The following is a 17,669-nucleotide window of genomic DNA, read 5'->3' on the forward strand; positions in this document are numbered from 1 at the left end:
GAACGCAATTGTCGGCCACCAACGCCAGCTAAAACGGGGAGGCGAGTGTCGTGAGCGAAGAGATCAATGTTGCCGACGCCTACGGCAGGGGCCGCAGCACCTTCATGGGATTGCAGCTGCTGGTCTCGCCCGGTGCGCTTGTTCCTCGGCCGGAAACGGAACTGCTCGGCAACGCCGCTCTCGATGTTCTGAGCCAACTGAACTTGCCGGTGCCTCGCGTTGTCGACATGTGCTGTGGGGCGGGCAATCTGGCGTGCGCCATCGCGCACCACGCTCCCACCGCGCGCGTGTGGGCAAGCGATCTTACCGACGGATGCGTGGAGGTCGCGCGCCGCAACGTCACCCATCTTGATATGGAGGAGCGGGTAACGGTGCTTCAGGGCGACTTGTTCGGCGCCTTCTCCGGCTTGGAGCTTGACGGCACGATCGACGTGATCGTTTGCAACCCGCCCTATATTTCGGAAAAACGGCTCGAGGGCGATCGTTCGCATTTGGTCGAGCTCGAGCCGCGTGAAGCGTTCGCAGCCGGACCCTACGGTCTGAGCATCCATATGCGAGTGCTCAAGGACGCGCCGCGTTATTTGCGGCGCGGAGGCATCCTGCTTTTCGAGGTTGGGCTTGGCCAGGACCGGCAGGTCATGAGTTTGCTCAAGCGTTCCAAGGCTTATGAGAGTATCCGGGCAGTCACCAACCAGGCCGGCGAGGGCAGGGTGGTTGTGGGGCATACGAAGGCGCAGGCGTAAGCACCGCCGTCGCGACAGGCCTAGACGCGCTGTCGCAACCGGAAACGGTCGGGGACTTGAAACAGAGTTGCGCGAGATGTCGGCAAATCAGTTTCTCTTGCGCATGACATATTGCGCAATTCCCTCGATGGAATCGAGATTCTCGGGCAGCAGCTCGCTGTCTTCGACCGTGATGCCGAAGGTCTCCTCGATGAAGCCGATAACCTCGAGCACCCCCGTCGAGTCCACGATGCCTTGGTCGAGAAGCGAGGTGTCGCTCTCCAGGCTCTCTGGATCGGCTATATAGAAATTCGACGCCAGGAAAGCGCGAATTTGATCGCTGCAGGTATCGGTTCTATCCTTGGTAGACAACATTGATTTCGCCTCCGGTACAAAAAATGAATGCTGATCAACTTCGCCCTGATACCGACTCATGACAGGGCGGTTTTTTTGAGTTTGCCCGTGTCGGTCATCGGCAGACTGGGTACGATGACGATCGACTTTGGAACCATGAAGTTTTCCAGTCGTCTCTGGCACTCTTTCTGCAACTGCTTTTCACCGATCATGCTTCCTTGCTCCATCACGACAAATGCCTTCACTGCTTGTCCAAGCAACTCGTCCGGAACGCCGATGACCGCGGCTTCCCGTACGCCCGCAATCTCCATCAACACGTTTTCCACCTCCTTCGGCGCTATCTTCTCGCCCCGCGATTTTATGATCTCGTCGCCGCGACCGACAAAGTAGAGGTAGCCCTCGGCGTCCATCCGGCAGTAATCGCCGGTGTACAGGACCTGCTCGCCCGGCAGCGGTCCGGGCTTGAGCTTCCTGGCCGTCGCCTCCGGCTTGCCCCAGTAACCCTTCATCACCGTCGCTCCGCGGATGACGAGCTGGCCAACGACACCGTGGCCGACCCGCCTGTCATGCTCGTCGACAATCCACATTTCCGTATTGGGGATGGCGATCCCGACGCTCAACGGCTTTCGCTCGAGATCCTCCGGCGGCAGGTAGGTACAGCGCTTGCATTCGGTAAGGCCGTACATCGAATAGATACGGGCACGAGAAAATAGCTCCTGAAGCAGGAGAATGTGCTTGAGCGGCAGAGCGGCCGCAGTGTTCGTGACATAGCGAATACTCGAAAAATCCTGATCCCTGAGAGACTTGAGCTCCCCGAGTGCGGCGAAGATGGTCGGTACGCCGGGAAAGCCCGTCACCCTTTCTTGCTTGATCAGCCCAAGGATCTGCGCGGGGAAGGCGAACGAGCGTTCAAGCACCAGCCGGGCGCCCGCGCCGAATGCCATGATCATCTGGTACAGGCCGTAGTCGAAGGCGAGCGGCAGGACGTTGAGGATCACCTCGTCTTCAGCAAGCGCCAGGTATGAGGAAATCGAGGCGCACGCGGCAACCATGTTTCGGTGCGTCAGCATCACGCCCTTGGGCTCGCCCGTCGAGCCGGACGTATAAATGATTGCAGCAAGATCGATATCGATGCAGTGGCGCGCGGGCGGCGTGCTGCGGGCTGCCGCGACCGCAGTTTCCCAGCGCACAGCATGCGGCGGTTCTTGCAGGTCGTCGCGTTCGATCGGCCCGGAGACGATCATGCAGCGCAACGATGGGCAATTCCGCGCCGGCTCCCTGAAAATCGAATGCAGGTGGTTGTCGGTGATCAGTGCCGTCGGGCGGCAATCGTTGAGCAGATAACCAAGCTTGTCGCTTTTGGTGAGTGGATTGACGATGCACACCACGGCGTTGGCCTTGAGCACGGCCCAGAAAGCGACGACGGCCTCGACAGTGTTGTCGGCGAAGATCACCACCCGATCGCCGCGCGCGATTCCGGCCTGGCTCAAATGATGCGCTATGGCGTTCGAGCGCATATCGAGATCGCCGTAGGTGACACGTTGATTACCGCACACCAGGGCCACCTTCCCGCCGAGCCGGCTGGCAGAGTGGATGAGATAGTCGTGCAGGAGCGGTACGGCGCCATGCATCATGCGAGCACCTCTGCGCGATGCTCGCGGTCGATATCGACGCTGAGCTTGAGCGTGCGAGCTCCACTTGGTCGGCTCGCGATAAATTGCTCATGAAGAAGCTGCGTCGACAGCACCCCGACCAGCGCCATATTGTCGGAGTTGGACAGGTCGGCGCCGCCGGCGCTGGCCTGGCACTTGCTCAGGAGACGGGCAACCGACTTAGGATCGAAGACGTTTGCCTCGCGCAGCGCCGCCTCCGAAAGTGCTTCGCGAATATAGGCCGGAGCGCCATCGGCGACGAAGCAAAGCGCGTTGGGGGCCCGGTAGGGCTGCTTCTTGCGAGTGACGATTTCCGACGGCACAATCGGTTGCGCCACACGCTTCAGAACATGCTTTTCATCGAGCACGCGCAGCTTATAGGCGGCCGGAAGCGAATTCGCGAGCCTCACGAGTTCATGATCGAGGAATGGGAAGCGCCCCTCGACGGAATGGGCCAAGAGCATCCTGTCCCCTTGCGATGAAAGCAGGTATCCCGACATCAGCGTCTGGATCTCGATATGCTGGTCCTGCGCAAGGGAGCCCCATCGCGAAAACTCCGCCGGCAGGCGGGCAAGCAGCTCGGACACGGCGTTGCGGCGCTCCGTTTGGGCCCGCATGTCTGCCGAAAACAGCCGCTTGATAGCGCTCGTGGTACGCCAGCGCGTGCCATGCGCAAAACCAGGCGCGTCATGGGCGTGGATGTCGCGCCCGAAGAACTGGCGTGCCATCGCCTGCTGTTGCACCGGCGAGCGGCTGAGATAGGGATAGAGGCGCTCCAGCAGCCGGGAGCGTCGCGTCGAGGCGGGCTGGCGTCCCCAGAAACGGCGGACCTTGCCCTCGCGGAACAGATCGTAGCCGGCGAACATTTCGTCGGCCCCTTCGCCGGTCAGCACGACCTTGATGCCATGCTGACGCACCAGTCTCGATAGCAGGAACAGCGGCGCCGGCGCGGTCCTGAGGATTGGCCGCTCGGTGTGGTAGATCACCTCAGGGAAGATGCCAGCGATATCGCTGCGCGAAACAACCACCTCATGGTGCTCGCTTCCCGCCACGCCGGCAACCAGGCGCTGGAAATGAGTCTCGTCATACTCGGCGTCGGCAAAACGCAGGGAGAAAGTCTGGAAGCGCCCGCCGGCGAAGCGTCTTCCAAGCGCGGCGACCAGCGAGCTGTCGAGCCCGCCGGACAAATAGCAGCCGACCGGCACGTCGGCGCGTACTATCCTGAGCGCCGTAGCGGCTTCCAGGGCGCCGCGCACTTCCTCCACCGCGTCATCAAGTGAACCGGCGAATTCGTCATCGCCGGGTCCGTCAACCTCTGGATAGCTTGGCTTCCAAAAAGCCCGCTCGCGAACGATGCCACTGTCATAAATGCGAATGTGCCCTGGAGTGAGTTCGCTTACTCCTCCAAACACGCCTTGTGGCGGCACGACGGTCCAGAGCGTGAAAGTCTGATCGATGCCGGCTGGATCGAAGGCGCGGGGTATATCCGCATCGGCCGCGAAAATGGCCTTCACCTCGCTGGCGAAGTAAAGCCGTCCGCCGTGCTCGCAAAAATGCAGCGGACAGATGCCGAACCGATCCCGCGACAAGACGAGTCGACCCGCCACGGAGTCCCAAATGGCGACTGCCCATTGCCCATTCATCCGCTCGAAGGCGGCCTCGCCCCAGGCATGATAGGCATGGACGATGACCTCCGTGTCGCTGCGTGTGCGGAAGCGATAACCGAGCGCGACCAGGTCTTGTCGCAGCTCGATGTAATTGAAGATTTCGCCGTTAAAGACGATCCACATTGTGTCGCCCGCGCCAGCGAGTGGCTGCTGGCCACTGGCGAGATCGATGACGGACAGACGGGCATGCGCCAATCCCGCACGTTTGTCCCGGTAAAGACCGCGCTCGTCCGGGCCGCGATGCGCCAGTGTGCCTACCATGCGCATCAGCGCATCACGGGAAGGGGGCGCCGCGGCGGCGCTCAGCGACACAATTCCGGCGATGCCGCACATCGCCTAGCCCTCGCCCATTGAAGAGGACACCAACGGCCGCGCGTGAAGATAGCGTGCGGCGCGCCGTTTGCTGTCGATATCCTTGAAAACTTTCTGAACCTGCACCACGGTGAGACCGGTGGCCTCGGCGACGTCTTCGCTAGCGATCCCGTGGTTTAACCCGTAGAGGCACAAATCCATCAGATAATAAGGCAGTGCGAAGTAGAACTCCTCCTGGCTCTGCGCCATCGAGAAGGTGTCCGTGGTGGGCGGTCTGCGCCGGACCTCTTCCTCCACCCCAAGATATTCGGCCAACTGGTAGACCTGGGTCTTGTAGAGGTGAACGATTGGCATCAGGTCGGCGATTCCGTCGCCCTGCTTGACGAAGAAGCCCTGGTCGTATTCCAGGCGGTTCGGCGTGCCCGCTACCGCGTAGTTGAGGCGGTCGGCATGATAGTACTCGGTCATCTTGCGCAGGCGCTGCTTGTAATTGGTTGCGGCGACGATCTGCAGATAGGCTGCCGACGGCAGACGCACCGTGTCGGTCCTGCCCTCAGGGTCCTGAACCGTGAGGCGCGTGATGTTGAGACCATTGCTCTCGAGAACTGAGGCCAGCACCAGCTTGCATTTCCAGCCGTCCCCATAGTCGGGAACGACAGTCTGGATTGCCTCGGTCTGCCGACAATAGGCGCCGATCGCTTCGAGGGCCGGTGTTATGTCCTCCAGGATCGCATCGATGCCAAGCTGTGCGGCGACAGTGCGGCCAAGCCTTAGCGAGTCACCGGAGGAGTGGCGCTCCGGCATGAATATTCCGAGGACCTTGTCTTTCCCAAAGGCGCGAACACACAACGCCGCGACGACGGAGCTGTCGATGCCGCCTGAGAGGCCGACAACCGCGCCTCGACGTCGCAGCGTGCCAAGGACCTGCTGGCGCAGGATCTGGACGATGCGATCGACCTCCGCAGCAGCGTCGAGCACAAGCGCGTCCTTGCTGAATGTTGAGATCAGGTCGATAGCTTGTACTCCAGTTTGCGAGACTCGGTTGGCGAATAGGTTTGCGCCACCGCTTTCTCGATAAGCGGGCGGTTGGTGGCGAGGTGAGGTTCTACGACCAGATCGATGTGGCTGCCGACGATCGGAATCACGTCCAGATGTCCGAAAGCGCGATCCCAGCCGATGGCCAGAGGCATTCCGGGTCGAGCACAGCGGAACAGGGTGCCTGTGATCGGCAGCGCCGGCTTTGGCTCGGCCACCCACTGGAAGAAGGCTCGCGCGCGCAAAACCTCTTGCAGTTCCAGTTTGGTTCTAAAACTCGTCGCGTTGAACTGTCCCTGAGCGAAACGATCGAGAAACCGGACCAGTTGCGCCTCGCGCCGCATTGCCACGGCGACTTTCGCGAGGGCCCGGCAAGCCATCCGATAAGCGGATACGCGGTTGGTTCGGATTCGATTGAATGTGCGCGTAAACGTCTCCCAGCGAGCGCTTCGCTCGCCGACGAGACTGGTGTCGAGAATGCCAAGGAACCTTACGGTCCGCCCCGCGGCCAGCAGCCGCGCCGCAACTTCGAAAGCGACAGCACCGCCGAGCGAATGACCGAGAAGTCGTATATGACCCGCGGGTTGAGCGCGGCGGATCTGCTCGACGGCGGCATCGGCCATGTCGGAGAGGCTGTTTTGCCCGCGCAGGATCATGGTCAGGGCTGGGTACCTGATCGGGGCAACGCGGGTGATCTTGCCCATCGCTGCTGCAAAGGCAGCAAGGCTCGGGCCGTAGCCGACGGATCCCGGGAACAGAAAAAGAACTGGAGGATCATGCTTCTGGGCGCGCGCGCTTTGGTCGCCTGCCTGTGCAGACGCGACCGCCTTGACCATCTCGTCCAGGCTCATTCCAACGGTGAACGCCTCAAGGCCGAGTTCCTGCCCGATGGCGCTTTCGATTTCCATGACGCAGTGCAGCAGCTTCAGCGAGTCTCCTCCGGCGTCATCCCAGCGTCCCGCCGCTACGCGCGTATTGAGGATGCTGGTCCACGCCCGCTGGACGATCTGCTGCGCCGTCAGCTTGCCTCGCGGCTCGAGCGGACGCGCCGTCGCTGCCGTCCCTCTGGCTGAAAGATCCATCTCTGCAAGTGTCGAGATGTCCACCTTGCCGCTTGGCAGACGCGGGATCTCGGCGATCGTGTGTAACCGCAAGGGACGCAGCGGCGGTGGCAGATTGGTCCTCACAAGCTGGCGAAGCTCGTCCGAAAAGCTCGCTTCGGCCGAGCGCCGAGGAACGGCAAAGGCGACAAGCTCATTGGCCGCAGTCACGATTGCCACGGCATCCGCAACAGCAGGCGCGCAACGCAGCACCCGTTCGAGTTCGGCTGGCTCGACGCGTCGACCGTTGATCTTTACCTGCCGTCCCTTGCGACCGACGATGTGCAGTAAGCCTTGATTATCAAGTCGGACGAGGTCACCTGTCGCGAAAATCCGAAGGCCTGGATCGTCCGGGTCTGATGTCGCCGGCATAACCGCCCCATCCTCCCAATGGCCAAGCAAGACATACGGGCTCCTGATCAGAAGCTCTCCGCTGCGGCCCGATTGAACGCAGCGGCCCGCTTCGTCGACAATTGCGAAGGTGATTCCAGGCAGCAGCCAACCAACTGGAACCGAATCTCCATGCTCCGGCCAGTCTCGCGGCAAGAACCATTGTGAGCCGGTGGTCTCGGTTGACGAGTAACCGATCTGGATGAGGCACGTATCGGAGACGGCCTTGCGCAGCAGTGCGATGTCGGTCCAGGGCACCTTCTCGCCACCGATCCGGGCGACTCTAAGCGAATGGAACGCTTCAGCAGGTCCGTCGGCCATGAGCGCGCGAAGCAGCGCCGGCACCAGATAGGTGATTGTCACGCCTTCGGATCGCACTAGGCGCTGAACGGCGCGCAAGCCGACCGCTTCGACTTCGACCAGATGCAAAGTGGCCCCGGTGAGAAGGGCTGCAAGAATCTCCCGGTACCCGGCGATTGTGGCGGGTCCGGTCAATGGCAGGAAAACATCATCCGAGTTGATGTGGCATGCATCGACATATTGCTGGACCCGGCACAGCAAGCTGCGCTGGCTGTTAACGATGCCTTTGGGGCGGCCTGTGCTCCCTGACGTATAAAGCACGATGGCGGGCGCATCGACCGAGACGGGGTAAGGCTGAGGCACTTGTACCGATTGCGAGGCCGCACTGGTGGGCACATCGATCCAACTGACTTGGTGAGGCAAACCGGCGGGTCGGACATTGCCCTCGCCCAGGATGGCCGAGAGCCGCGCCCCCGCCACGATTTCCAGGATCCGCGAGCTGGGATCTCGCGCGTTGAGTGGCACCGAAAGTCGCCCAGCCGTCATGCTTGCCAGCATGGCGATGGGATACCAGGCCGAGTTGGCCTGAAGAATCCCTATCGCCTGTCCGTCTGGGACGGCGGCAGCGATCTGGTAGGACAGCGTCTCAACTGACCGGAGAAGCTGGGAATAAGTCAGACGATTGGCGCCGTCGCTGATTGCAAGCTTGTCGGGGTACTGGCGGACCATATTTCTCAGGTGATCGAATACGGCAACGTTGGTAAAATCGGTGCCCAATCCTTGAAATGGGCGCAGTACCGGACCACCCTGATCCAGTGCGTATTGTGGAACACTTGACCATTTATTGGAGGTCGTTGTCTGACAATCCACCGCTAGATCCTGATCCGCGACTTCTGATCCCAAATATGCCGAAGACATGAGTTGCCCACGCTAAGATTAGGATCACTTATCGCCTCCCGCCCCAATCTTTTCATCGATCATTCTGATGATGCCCCGATCTTCGCCCAAGGACGCTTGGTTAGTCACTTCGCCTGTTTCGCAAGCCGCCGGCAGAGCCAATCATGCCGGGCTCGCGTGGTGCGCTTGACGCAGCGAGCACTGGCGTTCGTGCCAAGTTGGCAACGCCTGTTACACATCTGCCAAGGTGGGATCGAAGACGGAATCGCCGCTATTCAGGCACATTGCCTATTCTGTGGTTCTCCCGGGCGATACCGGCAATGGTTCAGTATCGGAGTAGCTGCCGGCGACAAAACAATATGCATAGATCTGTCCCCGATTTTCGTCAGTCACGCGGATCCAGTCTTTTTCCCACTTTCGGAAGGTAATATGTCCATCGGTCACCATGGCCGCAGCCTTGAACGGACTCGGCGCGTTGACGACGCGCACCGAGATCACATCGTCGCCGTCCATACGCTCGACGAGATACGTCTGCATGAAAGCCTCCCGCTAAACCACCCGCACTTTAACGCCGGCTAATAGATTCGGTTGCAACGTGCTTGGCGAAACTTGGGGTGGACACGTTCCATACCTGCAGGCACCTTCGCACTCGGCGTCGGCCGCGATGGTCTCGCCTGTCGGCAACGGTTCGCGCGCCCTGAGCGTCGAGACCAAAAGAAGCTCAAGACAGCTCAGCGGGCTGAGATATCGGCCGGATGGCTGAGCGCGCAGCCTGCGCGCCGCCCAGACCGGCACCATCGCCGCGCCGATTTCGGACGTCACCAATCCCTTTTTCGCCGAGTTCGTACGCGGACTGGAGACGCAGTCCACCAGCGCGCCGAGCGCTATAATATTCTGCTGTTCAGCACCGAGGAGAAACACGGCACGCGAAGCGCGCGAGATCGACCGGGTGCTGGAGCGCCGCATCGACGGCATCGTCATGGCACCGGCGGCGGCAACGAGGAGTTGCTCGCCGACCTCGCCGAGAGCGGACTGTCACTCGTCTTCGGCCACCGCAGGCTGAAGGGCGTGCTGGAACGTCAGTCGTATTTGGCCAGGAAGCGCCCGACGGCGGCGAGGCAGTCGTGCTTTTCCTCGACATGCGGCATGTGGCTGGAATTCGGGAAGACCAAACCTTCGACGTGCGGGATAAGATCCAGAAAGGGCTGGACGCAGGCCTCGGTCGCTTCGTCGTAGAAGCCGCGGAAAACCAGGGTCGGCGCCTCGATCTGATGCAGGCGGTCGACGATGGTCCAGTTCCGCATCGTGCCGATGACGTGGAACTCATTGGGACCATTCATGGTGTGATAGACGGTCGGATCTTCCTCGATTGCCGCAAATGTCCGGGCGACCTCTGGCGGCATCGGAACGACGCGACAGACATGGCGGTCGTAGAAAGCCTTCGTCGCCGCAACATATTCCGGATGATCGGTGGTTCCTGCCGCTTCGTGCCGGTCGAGCGCGCTTTGCACATCGGCTGGCAGCCCGGCGCGCAATTGCCGGGCTCCTTTCACCCACAGCACCATCGAGGCCAGCGAATTGGCCAGGATCAATGCCTTGAGCCCCTCCGGGCGGCGCACCGCGTGCTCGGCCGAAAGTATGCCGCCCCAGGATTGGCCCAGCAGGGCGTAGCGGCTGGCAATGCCGAGATGGGCGAGCAGCGCATCGAGTTCGCCCAGGAAGAAATCGACGGTCCAGAAGTCACCGCCCTTATCCGGCAGATGGGTCGATTTGCCATTGCCGATCTGGTCGTAGTGGATGACGGCTCGTCCGGTTTCGGCAAGCTCCTTGAATGAATCCACATAGTCGTGCGTGCAGCCCGGTCCACCATGAGCGACGATCAGGGGCAGCTTGCCCGAGGTGAGGTTTCCGGTCACTCGGTACCAGGTGCGATAGCCCTGGTATTGGCTAAATCCTTCGGTGATCGCATGCGCCGTCACAATCAAAGCTCCGCATCATGGCGCGGCAGGAGCCGAAGTGTGGACCCTCCCAAGCCTTGTTTTGCGGCCGACGGTACTAAGCGGCCCGGCGCATTTACAGCTAGCACTATTTATAGGTTTGCCGGTTATGAGTTTGCCCGAGGCAAGGCCGATCGCCCGCAGGTCGAGAGCCTCAATGCTCCGGTTCAAGCAGCCGGTAATGGGCGGCGAGCGCGATGGCATGGAAGCGGTTGCGCGCGCCAAGCTTTCGCGTCGCCGCGTTGAGGTGCAGCGTTGCGGTAGGCACCGCGCGGCCAATCTCACGCGCGACCTGCTTGGCCGTCAGTCCGGCAGCGGCCAGGCGCAGGCACTGGCGTTCGCGCGACGTCAGATGGACATGTTGGCAGGTGCGGATTCCAGCATCGAAACCGGCATAGACGGAATCATGCAGCAGATGACCCAGATCGCCGATCTCGGCGATGAAGGGTCTGGCTTCGGCCTCGAACCCGGCCTCCGGATCGGCACGGATAGCGGTGAAGGTGGCGAGATCGCCGCCGGCAAGGCGAATGGGTACGGTGACGCCGCAGGTCATCCTCGTGTCAAGCAGATAGCTGACCACAGGATCGTGCTTGGACTGAAGCACACGCTGCATGACGTTGCTCTGAACACCGTTGTGCGACCAGAGAAACGGTCTCGATACCGCGAGCGCGGCCTCCTGCACCGGGTCGAGCTGATAATATCCGCCCTTGCACCAGAGATCCTGCATGTCGCGCGGCACGTTGCGCAGAGCCATCAGCGAGGGCGTGATAAGCTCGCCCTTGTGGCTGACCGGCACCGGCGTATAGTCGTAGATGAATGCGGTGAAACCGATGGGCTCCAGCACCTCCGTCGCCATCGCCATGGCAGCGTCGATGCTCATTCCAGTTCGGAACCGGCTCTCTAGATCGCCTGGAAGGCTTTGCATCCGGCAAGCTTACCCGCTGATGATTGCTTGTCAAATAGCCATGTCGGGCGACTGCTCAACAAATAGGCGGGAATAAGCCTGTCCGACCCTATCTATCTTAATAGCTATCCCGTCCGGCTTCGCTCGCCGTAGTCTTTTGCGATTGGGCGAAGTAGCGAACGCCGTTCGCAAACCCAGGACTGTTTTCAGCCGCGCGGCGGTCGATCGACCGGATTCAGCGCGGCAAAAGCCGACACGCCTCCATGAGGGAACAAATATGCGACCCCAAAAAGCATTTGCAGCGTTGATACCCGGGCTGGCTCTGCTCGGCGTGACGATGATGTCGCCGGCAAGCGGTGCCTTGGCCGCCGAGGGCAAGCCAGGCGGCACGCTCCGATTGCTGGCCAATGCCGCGGCAGGCACCGCCGATCCGCACATCAATTACACGCTGCAGTATTTCCAGATCAATTATGTCCTCTACGATGGCCTGGTGACCTACAGGAAGGCCAGAGACAAGACCGGCTTCGAGGTCGTCGCGGACCTGGCGGAAAGCCTCCCGCAGGTCGAGAACGGCGGCAAGACCTATGTCTTCAAGCTGCGCAAGGGCATCAAGTTCGCCGATGGCTCGGACGTCACGACCAAAGACGTGGTCGCTTCGTTCCAGCGCATCTTCAAGATCAGCGGGCCGACGGCCGGGACCTTCTACAAAGGCATCATCGGCGCGGATGCATGCTTGAAGGCGCCCGCGACATGCTCCCTCGAAGGTGGCCTGTCTGTCGACGATGCGGCCGGAACCATTACCTTCAACTTGGTCCAGCCGGATGCCGAGTTCCTGCAGAAGCTTGCCGTTCCACACGCGTCGATCCTGCCGGCGAGCGCGCCGCTCAAGGACGCCGGCACCGATCCGATTCCGGGCACCGGACCCTATATGATCGCCAGTTACGACCCCAACAAGCTGATGAAGATTGTGCGCAACCCTCACTTCAAGGAATGGAGCAAGGAAGCGCAGCCGGCCGGATATCCGGACGAGATCGACTATGAATTCGGCCTTACCGACGAGGCGGCGGTGACGGCGGTCGAGAATGGCCAGGCGGACTGGATGTTCGATCCGCCGCCGTCCGACCGTCTCGCCGAACTCGGCACCAAATATGCCAAGCAGGTCACGGTTCACCCGCTGACGGCGATGTGGTACGCGCCGATGAACACCAATCTGGCGCCGTTCAACGACATCCGCGTTCGCCAGGCGGTGAACTTCGCCATCGACCGCGCCGCGATCGTCAAGCTTTTCGGCGGCAGCAATCTGGCGCAGCCGGCCTGTCAGATCCTGCCGCCGGGCTTCCCGTCATTCGCAGCCTATTGCCCGTTCACCGCCAATCCGGGTGAGAAGTGGTCCGCGCCGGATATGGATAAGGCCAAGCAATTGGTTGCTGAATCGGGAACCGCAGGTCAGGAGGTGACGATCATCACCGAGGACACCACTGTCTCCAAGGCGATCGGCGTCTATCTGCAGGACGTGCTCAACCAGCTTGGCTACAAGACGTCGGTCAAGCCGATTTCGCAGAACATCCAGTTCACCTACATCCAGAACACCAACAACAAGGTGCAGATTTCGATCTCGCAATGGTTCCAGGATTACCCGGCGCCATCGAATTTCCTGCAGGTCTTGTTCAGCTGTGCCTCGTTTACGCCAGGTTCCGACGCCTCGGTCAATATTTCGGGGTTCTGCGACAAGTCGATCGACGCATCGATGGACGAGGCAGAGGCAGCCACCATCGCCGATCCGGCCAAGGGCGCGACACTCTGGACCGCCATTGACAAGGCGGTGACGGACAAGGCGCCGGTCGCCGTCCTGTTCACGCCGAAGCGGGTCGATGTCATCTCGTCCAGGCTGAAGAACTTCACCTTCAGCCCACAATTCTACTGGATCGTCAGCCAGTCTTGGGTGGAATAACCTCCCGGAGCCAATGCGACGGAGCGCCGCCGGCTCTCCGTCGCATTTCCTTTTCCGGCGGATCAGCGCATCTTTCAGGCCGAGATTTTTCCTAGGCAATCCTGTTCATGGTCAATGTCATTGCGGATCAGCCCGCCATCTCGGTTCGCCGGGCCACCGATGGCCCGTGGCGCACGGCATGGCGCAAGCTGAAAGGCGATCGTTCGGCAATATCGGCATTCGCCGTGCTCGTCGTCGTCGTGATCGCCTCGCTCGCGGCGCCGCTTTATGCGCGGTACGTCTCCGGCACCGATCCATTTGTGACCAATCTCAATGGCGAGGTCGTCGTCGATGGGGTGACCCAGCCGGTGCTGCAGCCCTCCACAGAAGGCCTTGGCCTCGGCATGACGCCGATCGGGCCGACGTGGCGCATCGGTCCCTACCTGCTCGGAGCCGACAACCAGGGCCGCGACGTCGCGGCGCGGCTGCTTTACGGCGGACGGGATTCGCTGTTGATCTCGGGTGCTGCAGCCGCGCTGTGTCTCGTCCTCGCGACGTTTCTGGGGGTCGTCTCCGGGTTCTTCGGTGGCATCGTCGACATCGGCCTGTCGCGCATTCTCGACGTGCTCTGGGCCTTCCCGATTTTCCTGCTGGCGATCTCGCTGTCGATCGTGCTGATTGCGCAGAGTATCCAGATCGGTCCATTCGAAATCCGCTCCGGCAGCCTGTGGCTACCGGTCTTCATCATCGGCATCGTCTATGTGCCCTATGTGGCGCGGCCGATCCGTGGCCATGTCCTGACCTTGATGCATGCCGAATTCGTGACCGCTGCGATCGGCCTGGGCGCGTCGCCCTGGCGCATCCTTTTGCGCGACATCATGCCCAATGTGGTGACCCGGATCATCGTTTTCGTGCCGTTGATCCTGGCGCTCAACATGATGACGGAATCCTCGCTGTCGTTCCTGTCGATCGGCGTGCAGCCGCCGGATGCCAGCTGGGGCACCATCATCCAGGACGGCCAGGGCCTGCTCTATTCGCGGCCGGTCGTTGCACTGGCGCCGGGGCTGGCCATCGTCATCACGGTCCTGGCCCTCAACATTCTGGGCGACAGCGTACGCGACGCGCTCGATCCGAAATCCTCGCCGAGGGGCGTCTAGTGGTTGCCGCGCTCGGCTTCCGGCTTGGCCAGATGGTGCTGGTCATGTTCGGCATAAGTGTCGTTGCTTTCCTGATTTTCTTTGCGACGCCGGGCGCCGATCCGTCGGCGCGCATTGCCGGCCGCAATGCTTCGCAAGAGACGTTGATCCAGGTGCGCCACGATTTCGGTCTCGACCGGCCATTGCCTGTGCAATATGGGCTGATGATGAACCGGCTTTTTGTCAGCCGTGATCTCACCTCCTTCGTCAATCGCGGGCAGCGCGTCATCCCGACCGTGATAAGCGCCATTCCGGTGACGCTGTCGCTGGTCGGCGGCGCGGCAGTGCTGTGGGTGCTGGGTGGACTGATTGTCGGGGTGATCGCAGGCGCAACGCGCGGTACATTCGTTGATCGCGCGCTGATGATCCTGAGCCTGGTCGGCGTGTCGATCCCGGTCTTCTGGCTGGGCGAGGTCGCCAACCTGCTGACACAAAGCCGCTGGCACGACAGCTGGCTGTTTTCCTGGGTTCCTCCGCTCGGCTACATCCCCCTGACCGAGAATCCCTGGGGCTGGTTCAAGGCGCTCGTCATTCCGTGGTTCACGCTGGCAACCCTCTATGTCGGCCTCTATGGACGGGTGCTGCGCGCAAGCCTGATCGAGATGATGCAGGAGGATTTCATCCGCACCGCCCGGGCCAAGGGGATCGGCGAGCGCCGGGTGTTGCTGCATCATGGCCTCAGGACCTCGCTGGTCGCGTTCGTTACCATGTTCGGCCTCGATTTTGGTGCCCTGGTCGGCGGCGGCGCACTGTTGACCGAAGTGGTCTTCGGATTGCAGGGTGTCGGGAAACTGACCTATGAGGCACTGCAGACCCTCGATCTGCCGATGATCCTGGCCACGGTGATCTACGCCGCCTTCTTCGTGGTGATGGCAAACTTCATCGTCGACGTCGTCTTCGTCATCATCGACCCGAGGGCACGCAATGTCGGCTGATGCTCCTCTTCTGGTGGTCAAGGACCTCACCGTCTCCTTCCGCAGCGACGAGGGCCTGGTGCGGGCGGTGGGAGGCGTCTCGTTTGCCGTCGAGCAGCGCGAGATCATCGGGGTGGTCGGCGAATCCGGTTCGGGCAAAAGCCAGACCTTGCTCGCCATCATGGGGCTGATCGACAGCCCCAACGCTATCGTCTCCGGTTCCATCCGTTTCATGGGACAGGAGCTGATCGGGCTCAGCCGGCGTGCGCTCGATGCCATTCGCGGCCGCCAGATCGCGATGATCTTCCAGGATCCGATGTCGGCGCTCACTCCTGTGCATACGATCGGCAACCAGATCGGCGAGCAGGTGCGCGCGCATGAAAAAGTGTCGGCGAAAGCCGCGCGGGCGCGGGCCGTGCAATTGCTGGATGCGGTCGGCATCGCAAATCCGGATCGGGTCGTCGACAGCTACCCGCACCAGCTTTCCGGCGGCATGCGCCAGCGCGCGGTGATTGCCATGGCACTCTCCTGCAACCCGGCGCTGCTCGTCGCGGATGAACCGACCACAGCCCTCGATGTTACCGTGCAGGCGCAGATCCTCGAGCTGATCGGACGATTGCGCGACCAGTTCGGCTCGGCGGTGATCCTGGTCACGCATGATCTTGGCGTCGTTGCCGAAGTCGCGGACCGGGTGCTGGTGATGTATGGCGGACGCTTTGTCGAGGAGGGCGGCAAGAGCAGCGTGTTCCGGGCGCCGCTGCATCCCTACACATGGGGCTTGTTCGGCTCGATCCCGCCGATGGAGGGACCACGTCCGGCCCGGCTTGCCGCTATCCCGGGGATTCCGCCCTCGCTCTCCAACCTGCCGAAAGGCTGCGCCTTCGGCCCCCGGTGTGCCTTTCGCCACGACGCCTGTCTGGTCCAGCTGCCGATCATGCAAGGCGAGAGCCATCGCGCCGCCTGCGTGTTGCCGGAGTCCACGCGCAGACAATTCGCTGTCCAGAAGGCTGGCGGCGTGGAGATGCAACGATGAATGCCGTGCCGCGCCCGCTGCTTCGCGCCGGCGATCTGTCGAAACGTTATAGCGTCGGCCGCTCGATCTTCCCGGCACAGCGCCGGACCGTACATGCGGTCGATAAGGTGTCTCTCGACATCTGGCCCGGGGAAACGCTCGGCATCGTCGGTGAGTCCGGTTGCGGCAAATCCACGCTTGGCCGGTGTCTGGTGCGTCTGACCGAAATCAGCTCGGGGTCGCTGGAATTCGAGGGCCGCGACATCAGCGATGCCTCCCAGCGCCAGCTTCGTCCGTTGCGGCGGCAGATGCAGATGGTCTTTCAGGATCCCAGCGCTTCGCTCAATCCGCGCCGGCGGGTCGGCGATCTGCTGGCCGATCCATTCCGTATCCATGAACGCCTCTCGGCATCGGAAATGGCGGATCGCGTGGCCGACCTTCTGCGCCGGGTCGACTTGTCGCCCCAGCACGCATCGCGCTATCCGCACGAATTCTCCGGCGGCCAGCGCCAGCGTATCGGCATCGCCCGTGCGCTGGCGCTGCGGCCACGGCTTATCGTGGCCGATGAGCCGGTCTCGGCGCTCGACGTGTCGATCCAGGCGCAGATCGTCAATCTGCTCGCCGATCTGCGCGAGGAGTTCAACCTGACCTATGTGTTCATCGCTCACGACCTTTCCGTGGTGCGTCAGATCTCGAGCCGTGTGGCGGTAATGTATCTGGGATCGATCGTGGAGAGTGGGCCGACCGACGAGGTCTTTGCGGCGCCCAGACACCATTACACCGCGGCGCTGCGTTCCGCCGTTCCGATACCCAGCATCGACCGGGCGCGGCGCGGGCGGTTGGTACTCAAGGGCGACCTGCCCGGCCCGATGAACCCACCTTCGGGATGCCGGTTCCACACCCGCTGCCCAGCCGCCACCTCCCTCTGCCGCAGCGAGCGTCCGCTTCTTCAAAGCATCGGCGATGGCCGCCTGGTTGCATGCCATCATCCAGCCGGCGGTTGAGAACACACGTTTCTCGTTCAGCTGCATCATCTGATCACGACCGCTCGGGCCGGGATTTCATCACGGCACGTCGGCTTCAGAGAGATCAGACGCCATCTGGACCCTGCACGATCCGGCCCTATGTTGCGCTTCGACGTCCGCGGCATGGGCACCGCGAGCCTAATACTAAAGTAACTGTTCTCGCGTTGCCGCGCGATGCTACGATTTGAGGGACGGGCATAGGCGGCCGTACAGCGCTGCGATTTTCCGCCGGAGAGGACGGAATATGGGAGGCCACTCTTCG

General features: G+C 61.8%; 15 protein-coding genes. 6 read left to right on the top strand and 9 right to left on the bottom strand.

The features are described 5' to 3' along the window. The first annotated feature begins 50 nt into the window (after positions 1–50). Positions 51–743: a N5-glutamine methyltransferase family protein gene (locus NKH71_RS13375; RefSeq protein WP_352790755.1), complete on the top strand. Its 693-nt coding sequence runs from the start codon at positions 51–53 to the stop codon at positions 741–743. A gap of 87 nt (positions 744–830) precedes the next feature. On the opposite strand, the gene NKH71_RS13380 is transcribed toward NKH71_RS13375, so the two are convergent. The 9 genes from NKH71_RS13380 to NKH71_RS13420 all read right to left on the bottom strand — a co-directional run bounded on the left by NKH71_RS13380 (position 831) and on the right by NKH71_RS13420 (position 11,306). Next, positions 831–1,097, bottom strand: coding sequence for an acyl carrier protein (locus tag NKH71_RS13380; protein WP_023718550.1), 267 nt, complete (start codon positions 1,095–1,097; stop codon positions 831–833). Between the two features lie 56 nt (positions 1,098–1,153). Then, positions 1,154–2,710 carry a class I adenylate-forming enzyme family protein gene (locus NKH71_RS13385; protein ID WP_352895115.1) on the bottom strand — a complete coding sequence of 519 codons (1,557 nt, stop codon included), beginning with the start codon at positions 2,708–2,710 and terminating at the stop codon, positions 1,154–1,156. Then, entirely contained in the window at positions 2,707–4,728 is a 2,022-nt protein-coding gene (asnB, locus tag NKH71_RS13390) for an asparagine synthase (glutamine-hydrolyzing) (protein WP_023718548.1), read from the bottom strand. Before asnB ends, NKH71_RS13385 begins: the two co-directional genes overlap by 4 nt. 3 nt (positions 4,729–4,731) lie before the next feature. Next, positions 4,732–5,715, bottom strand: a complete 984-nt coding sequence (gene nadE / locus NKH71_RS13395; RefSeq protein WP_031193946.1) for an NAD(+) synthase — start codon at positions 5,713–5,715, stop codon at positions 4,732–4,734. Beyond that, on the bottom strand, positions 5,712–8,450 hold the full coding sequence (locus tag NKH71_RS13400; RefSeq protein ID WP_352790759.1) for an AMP-binding protein: 2,739 nt from the start codon (positions 8,448–8,450) through the stop codon (positions 5,712–5,714). The genes nadE and NKH71_RS13400 overlap by 4 nt, the downstream gene beginning before the upstream one ends. 267 nt (positions 8,451–8,717) lie before the next feature. After that, positions 8,718–8,966 (bottom strand): hypothetical protein, encoded by a 249-nt coding sequence (locus NKH71_RS13405; RefSeq protein ID WP_023718545.1) that lies wholly within the window; start codon positions 8,964–8,966, stop codon positions 8,718–8,720. 12 nt (positions 8,967–8,978) lie between these two features. After that, on the bottom strand, positions 8,979–9,410 hold the full coding sequence (locus NKH71_RS13410) for a hypothetical protein (RefSeq protein WP_352790760.1): 432 nt from the start codon (positions 9,408–9,410) through the stop codon (positions 8,979–8,981). Between the two features lie 98 nt (positions 9,411–9,508). Further along, the gene (locus NKH71_RS13415; RefSeq protein WP_031193844.1) at positions 9,509–10,408 is read right to left on the bottom strand and encodes a proline iminopeptidase-family hydrolase; all 900 of its coding nucleotides are present in this window, start codon (positions 10,406–10,408) and stop codon (positions 9,509–9,511) included. A gap of 172 nt (positions 10,409–10,580) precedes the next feature. Further along, on the bottom strand, positions 10,581–11,306 hold the full coding sequence (locus NKH71_RS13420) for a LuxR family transcriptional regulator (RefSeq protein WP_023718543.1): 726 nt from the start codon (positions 11,304–11,306) through the stop codon (positions 10,581–10,583). Positions 11,307–11,607: 301 nt separating this feature from the next. On the opposite strand from NKH71_RS13420, the gene NKH71_RS13425 reads away from it, so the two are divergent. The 5 genes from NKH71_RS13425 (at position 11,608) to NKH71_RS13445 (ending at position 17,386) form a co-directional block, all read left to right on the top strand. After that, positions 11,608–13,281, top strand: coding sequence for an ABC transporter substrate-binding protein (locus NKH71_RS13425; RefSeq protein ID WP_352494496.1), 1,674 nt, complete (start codon positions 11,608–11,610; stop codon positions 13,279–13,281). 107 nt (positions 13,282–13,388) lie between these two features. Beyond that, positions 13,389–14,417, top strand: a complete 1,029-nt coding sequence (locus tag NKH71_RS13430) for an ABC transporter permease (protein WP_023718541.1) — start codon at positions 13,389–13,391, stop codon at positions 14,415–14,417. Continuing rightward, on the top strand, positions 14,417–15,391 hold the full coding sequence (locus tag NKH71_RS13435) for an ABC transporter permease (RefSeq protein WP_023718540.1): 975 nt from the start codon (positions 14,417–14,419) through the stop codon (positions 15,389–15,391). The genes NKH71_RS13430 and NKH71_RS13435 overlap by 1 nt, the downstream gene beginning before the upstream one ends. Further along, positions 15,381–16,403, top strand: coding sequence for an ABC transporter ATP-binding protein (locus NKH71_RS13440; protein WP_352494495.1), 1,023 nt, complete (start codon positions 15,381–15,383; stop codon positions 16,401–16,403). The genes NKH71_RS13435 and NKH71_RS13440 overlap by 11 nt, the downstream gene beginning before the upstream one ends. Continuing rightward, positions 16,400–17,386, top strand: coding sequence for an ABC transporter ATP-binding protein (locus tag NKH71_RS13445; RefSeq protein ID WP_023718538.1), 987 nt, complete (start codon positions 16,400–16,402; stop codon positions 17,384–17,386). The genes NKH71_RS13440 and NKH71_RS13445 overlap by 4 nt, the downstream gene beginning before the upstream one ends. The last annotated feature ends 283 nt before the right edge of the window (positions 17,387–17,669 follow it).

This window comes from Mesorhizobium sp. M0983 (assembly GCF_040318975.1).
In the GTDB taxonomy this organism is placed as follows: Bacteria; Pseudomonadota; Alphaproteobacteria; order Rhizobiales; family Rhizobiaceae; genus Mesorhizobium.

Bases quoted from the DNA above. Each gene is read 5' to 3' on its own strand.
- NKH71_RS13385 (WP_352895115.1), bottom strand. From the start codon at position 2,710: ATGATGCATGGCGCCGTACCGCTCCTGCACGACTATCTCATCCACTCT.
- NKH71_RS13400 (WP_352790759.1), bottom strand. From the start codon at position 8,450: ATGTCTTCGGCATATTTGGGATCAGAAGTCGCGGATCAGGATCTAGCG.
- NKH71_RS13430 (WP_023718541.1), top strand. From the start codon at position 13,389: ATGGTCAATGTCATTGCGGATCAGCCCGCCATCTCGGTTCGCCGGGCC.
- NKH71_RS13380 (WP_023718550.1), bottom strand. From the start codon at position 1,097: ATGTTGTCTACCAAGGATAGAACCGATACCTGCAGCGATCAAATTCGC.
- NKH71_RS13405 (WP_023718545.1), bottom strand. From the start codon at position 8,966: ATGCAGACGTATCTCGTCGAGCGTATGGACGGCGACGATGTGATCTCG.
- NKH71_RS13445 (WP_023718538.1), top strand. From the start codon at position 16,400: ATGAATGCCGTGCCGCGCCCGCTGCTTCGCGCCGGCGATCTGTCGAAA.
- NKH71_RS13420 (WP_023718543.1), bottom strand. From the start codon at position 11,306: ATGAGCATCGACGCTGCCATGGCGATGGCGACGGAGGTGCTGGAGCCC.
- NKH71_RS13410 (WP_352790760.1), bottom strand. From the start codon at position 9,410: ATGACGATGCCGTCGATGCGGCGCTCCAGCACCCGGTCGATCTCGCGC.
- NKH71_RS13440 (WP_352494495.1), top strand. From the start codon at position 15,381: ATGTCGGCTGATGCTCCTCTTCTGGTGGTCAAGGACCTCACCGTCTCC.
- NKH71_RS13425 (WP_352494496.1), top strand. From the start codon at position 11,608: ATGCGACCCCAAAAAGCATTTGCAGCGTTGATACCCGGGCTGGCTCTG.
- asnB (WP_023718548.1), bottom strand. From the start codon at position 4,728: ATGTGCGGCATCGCCGGAATTGTGTCGCTGAGCGCCGCCGCGGCGCCC.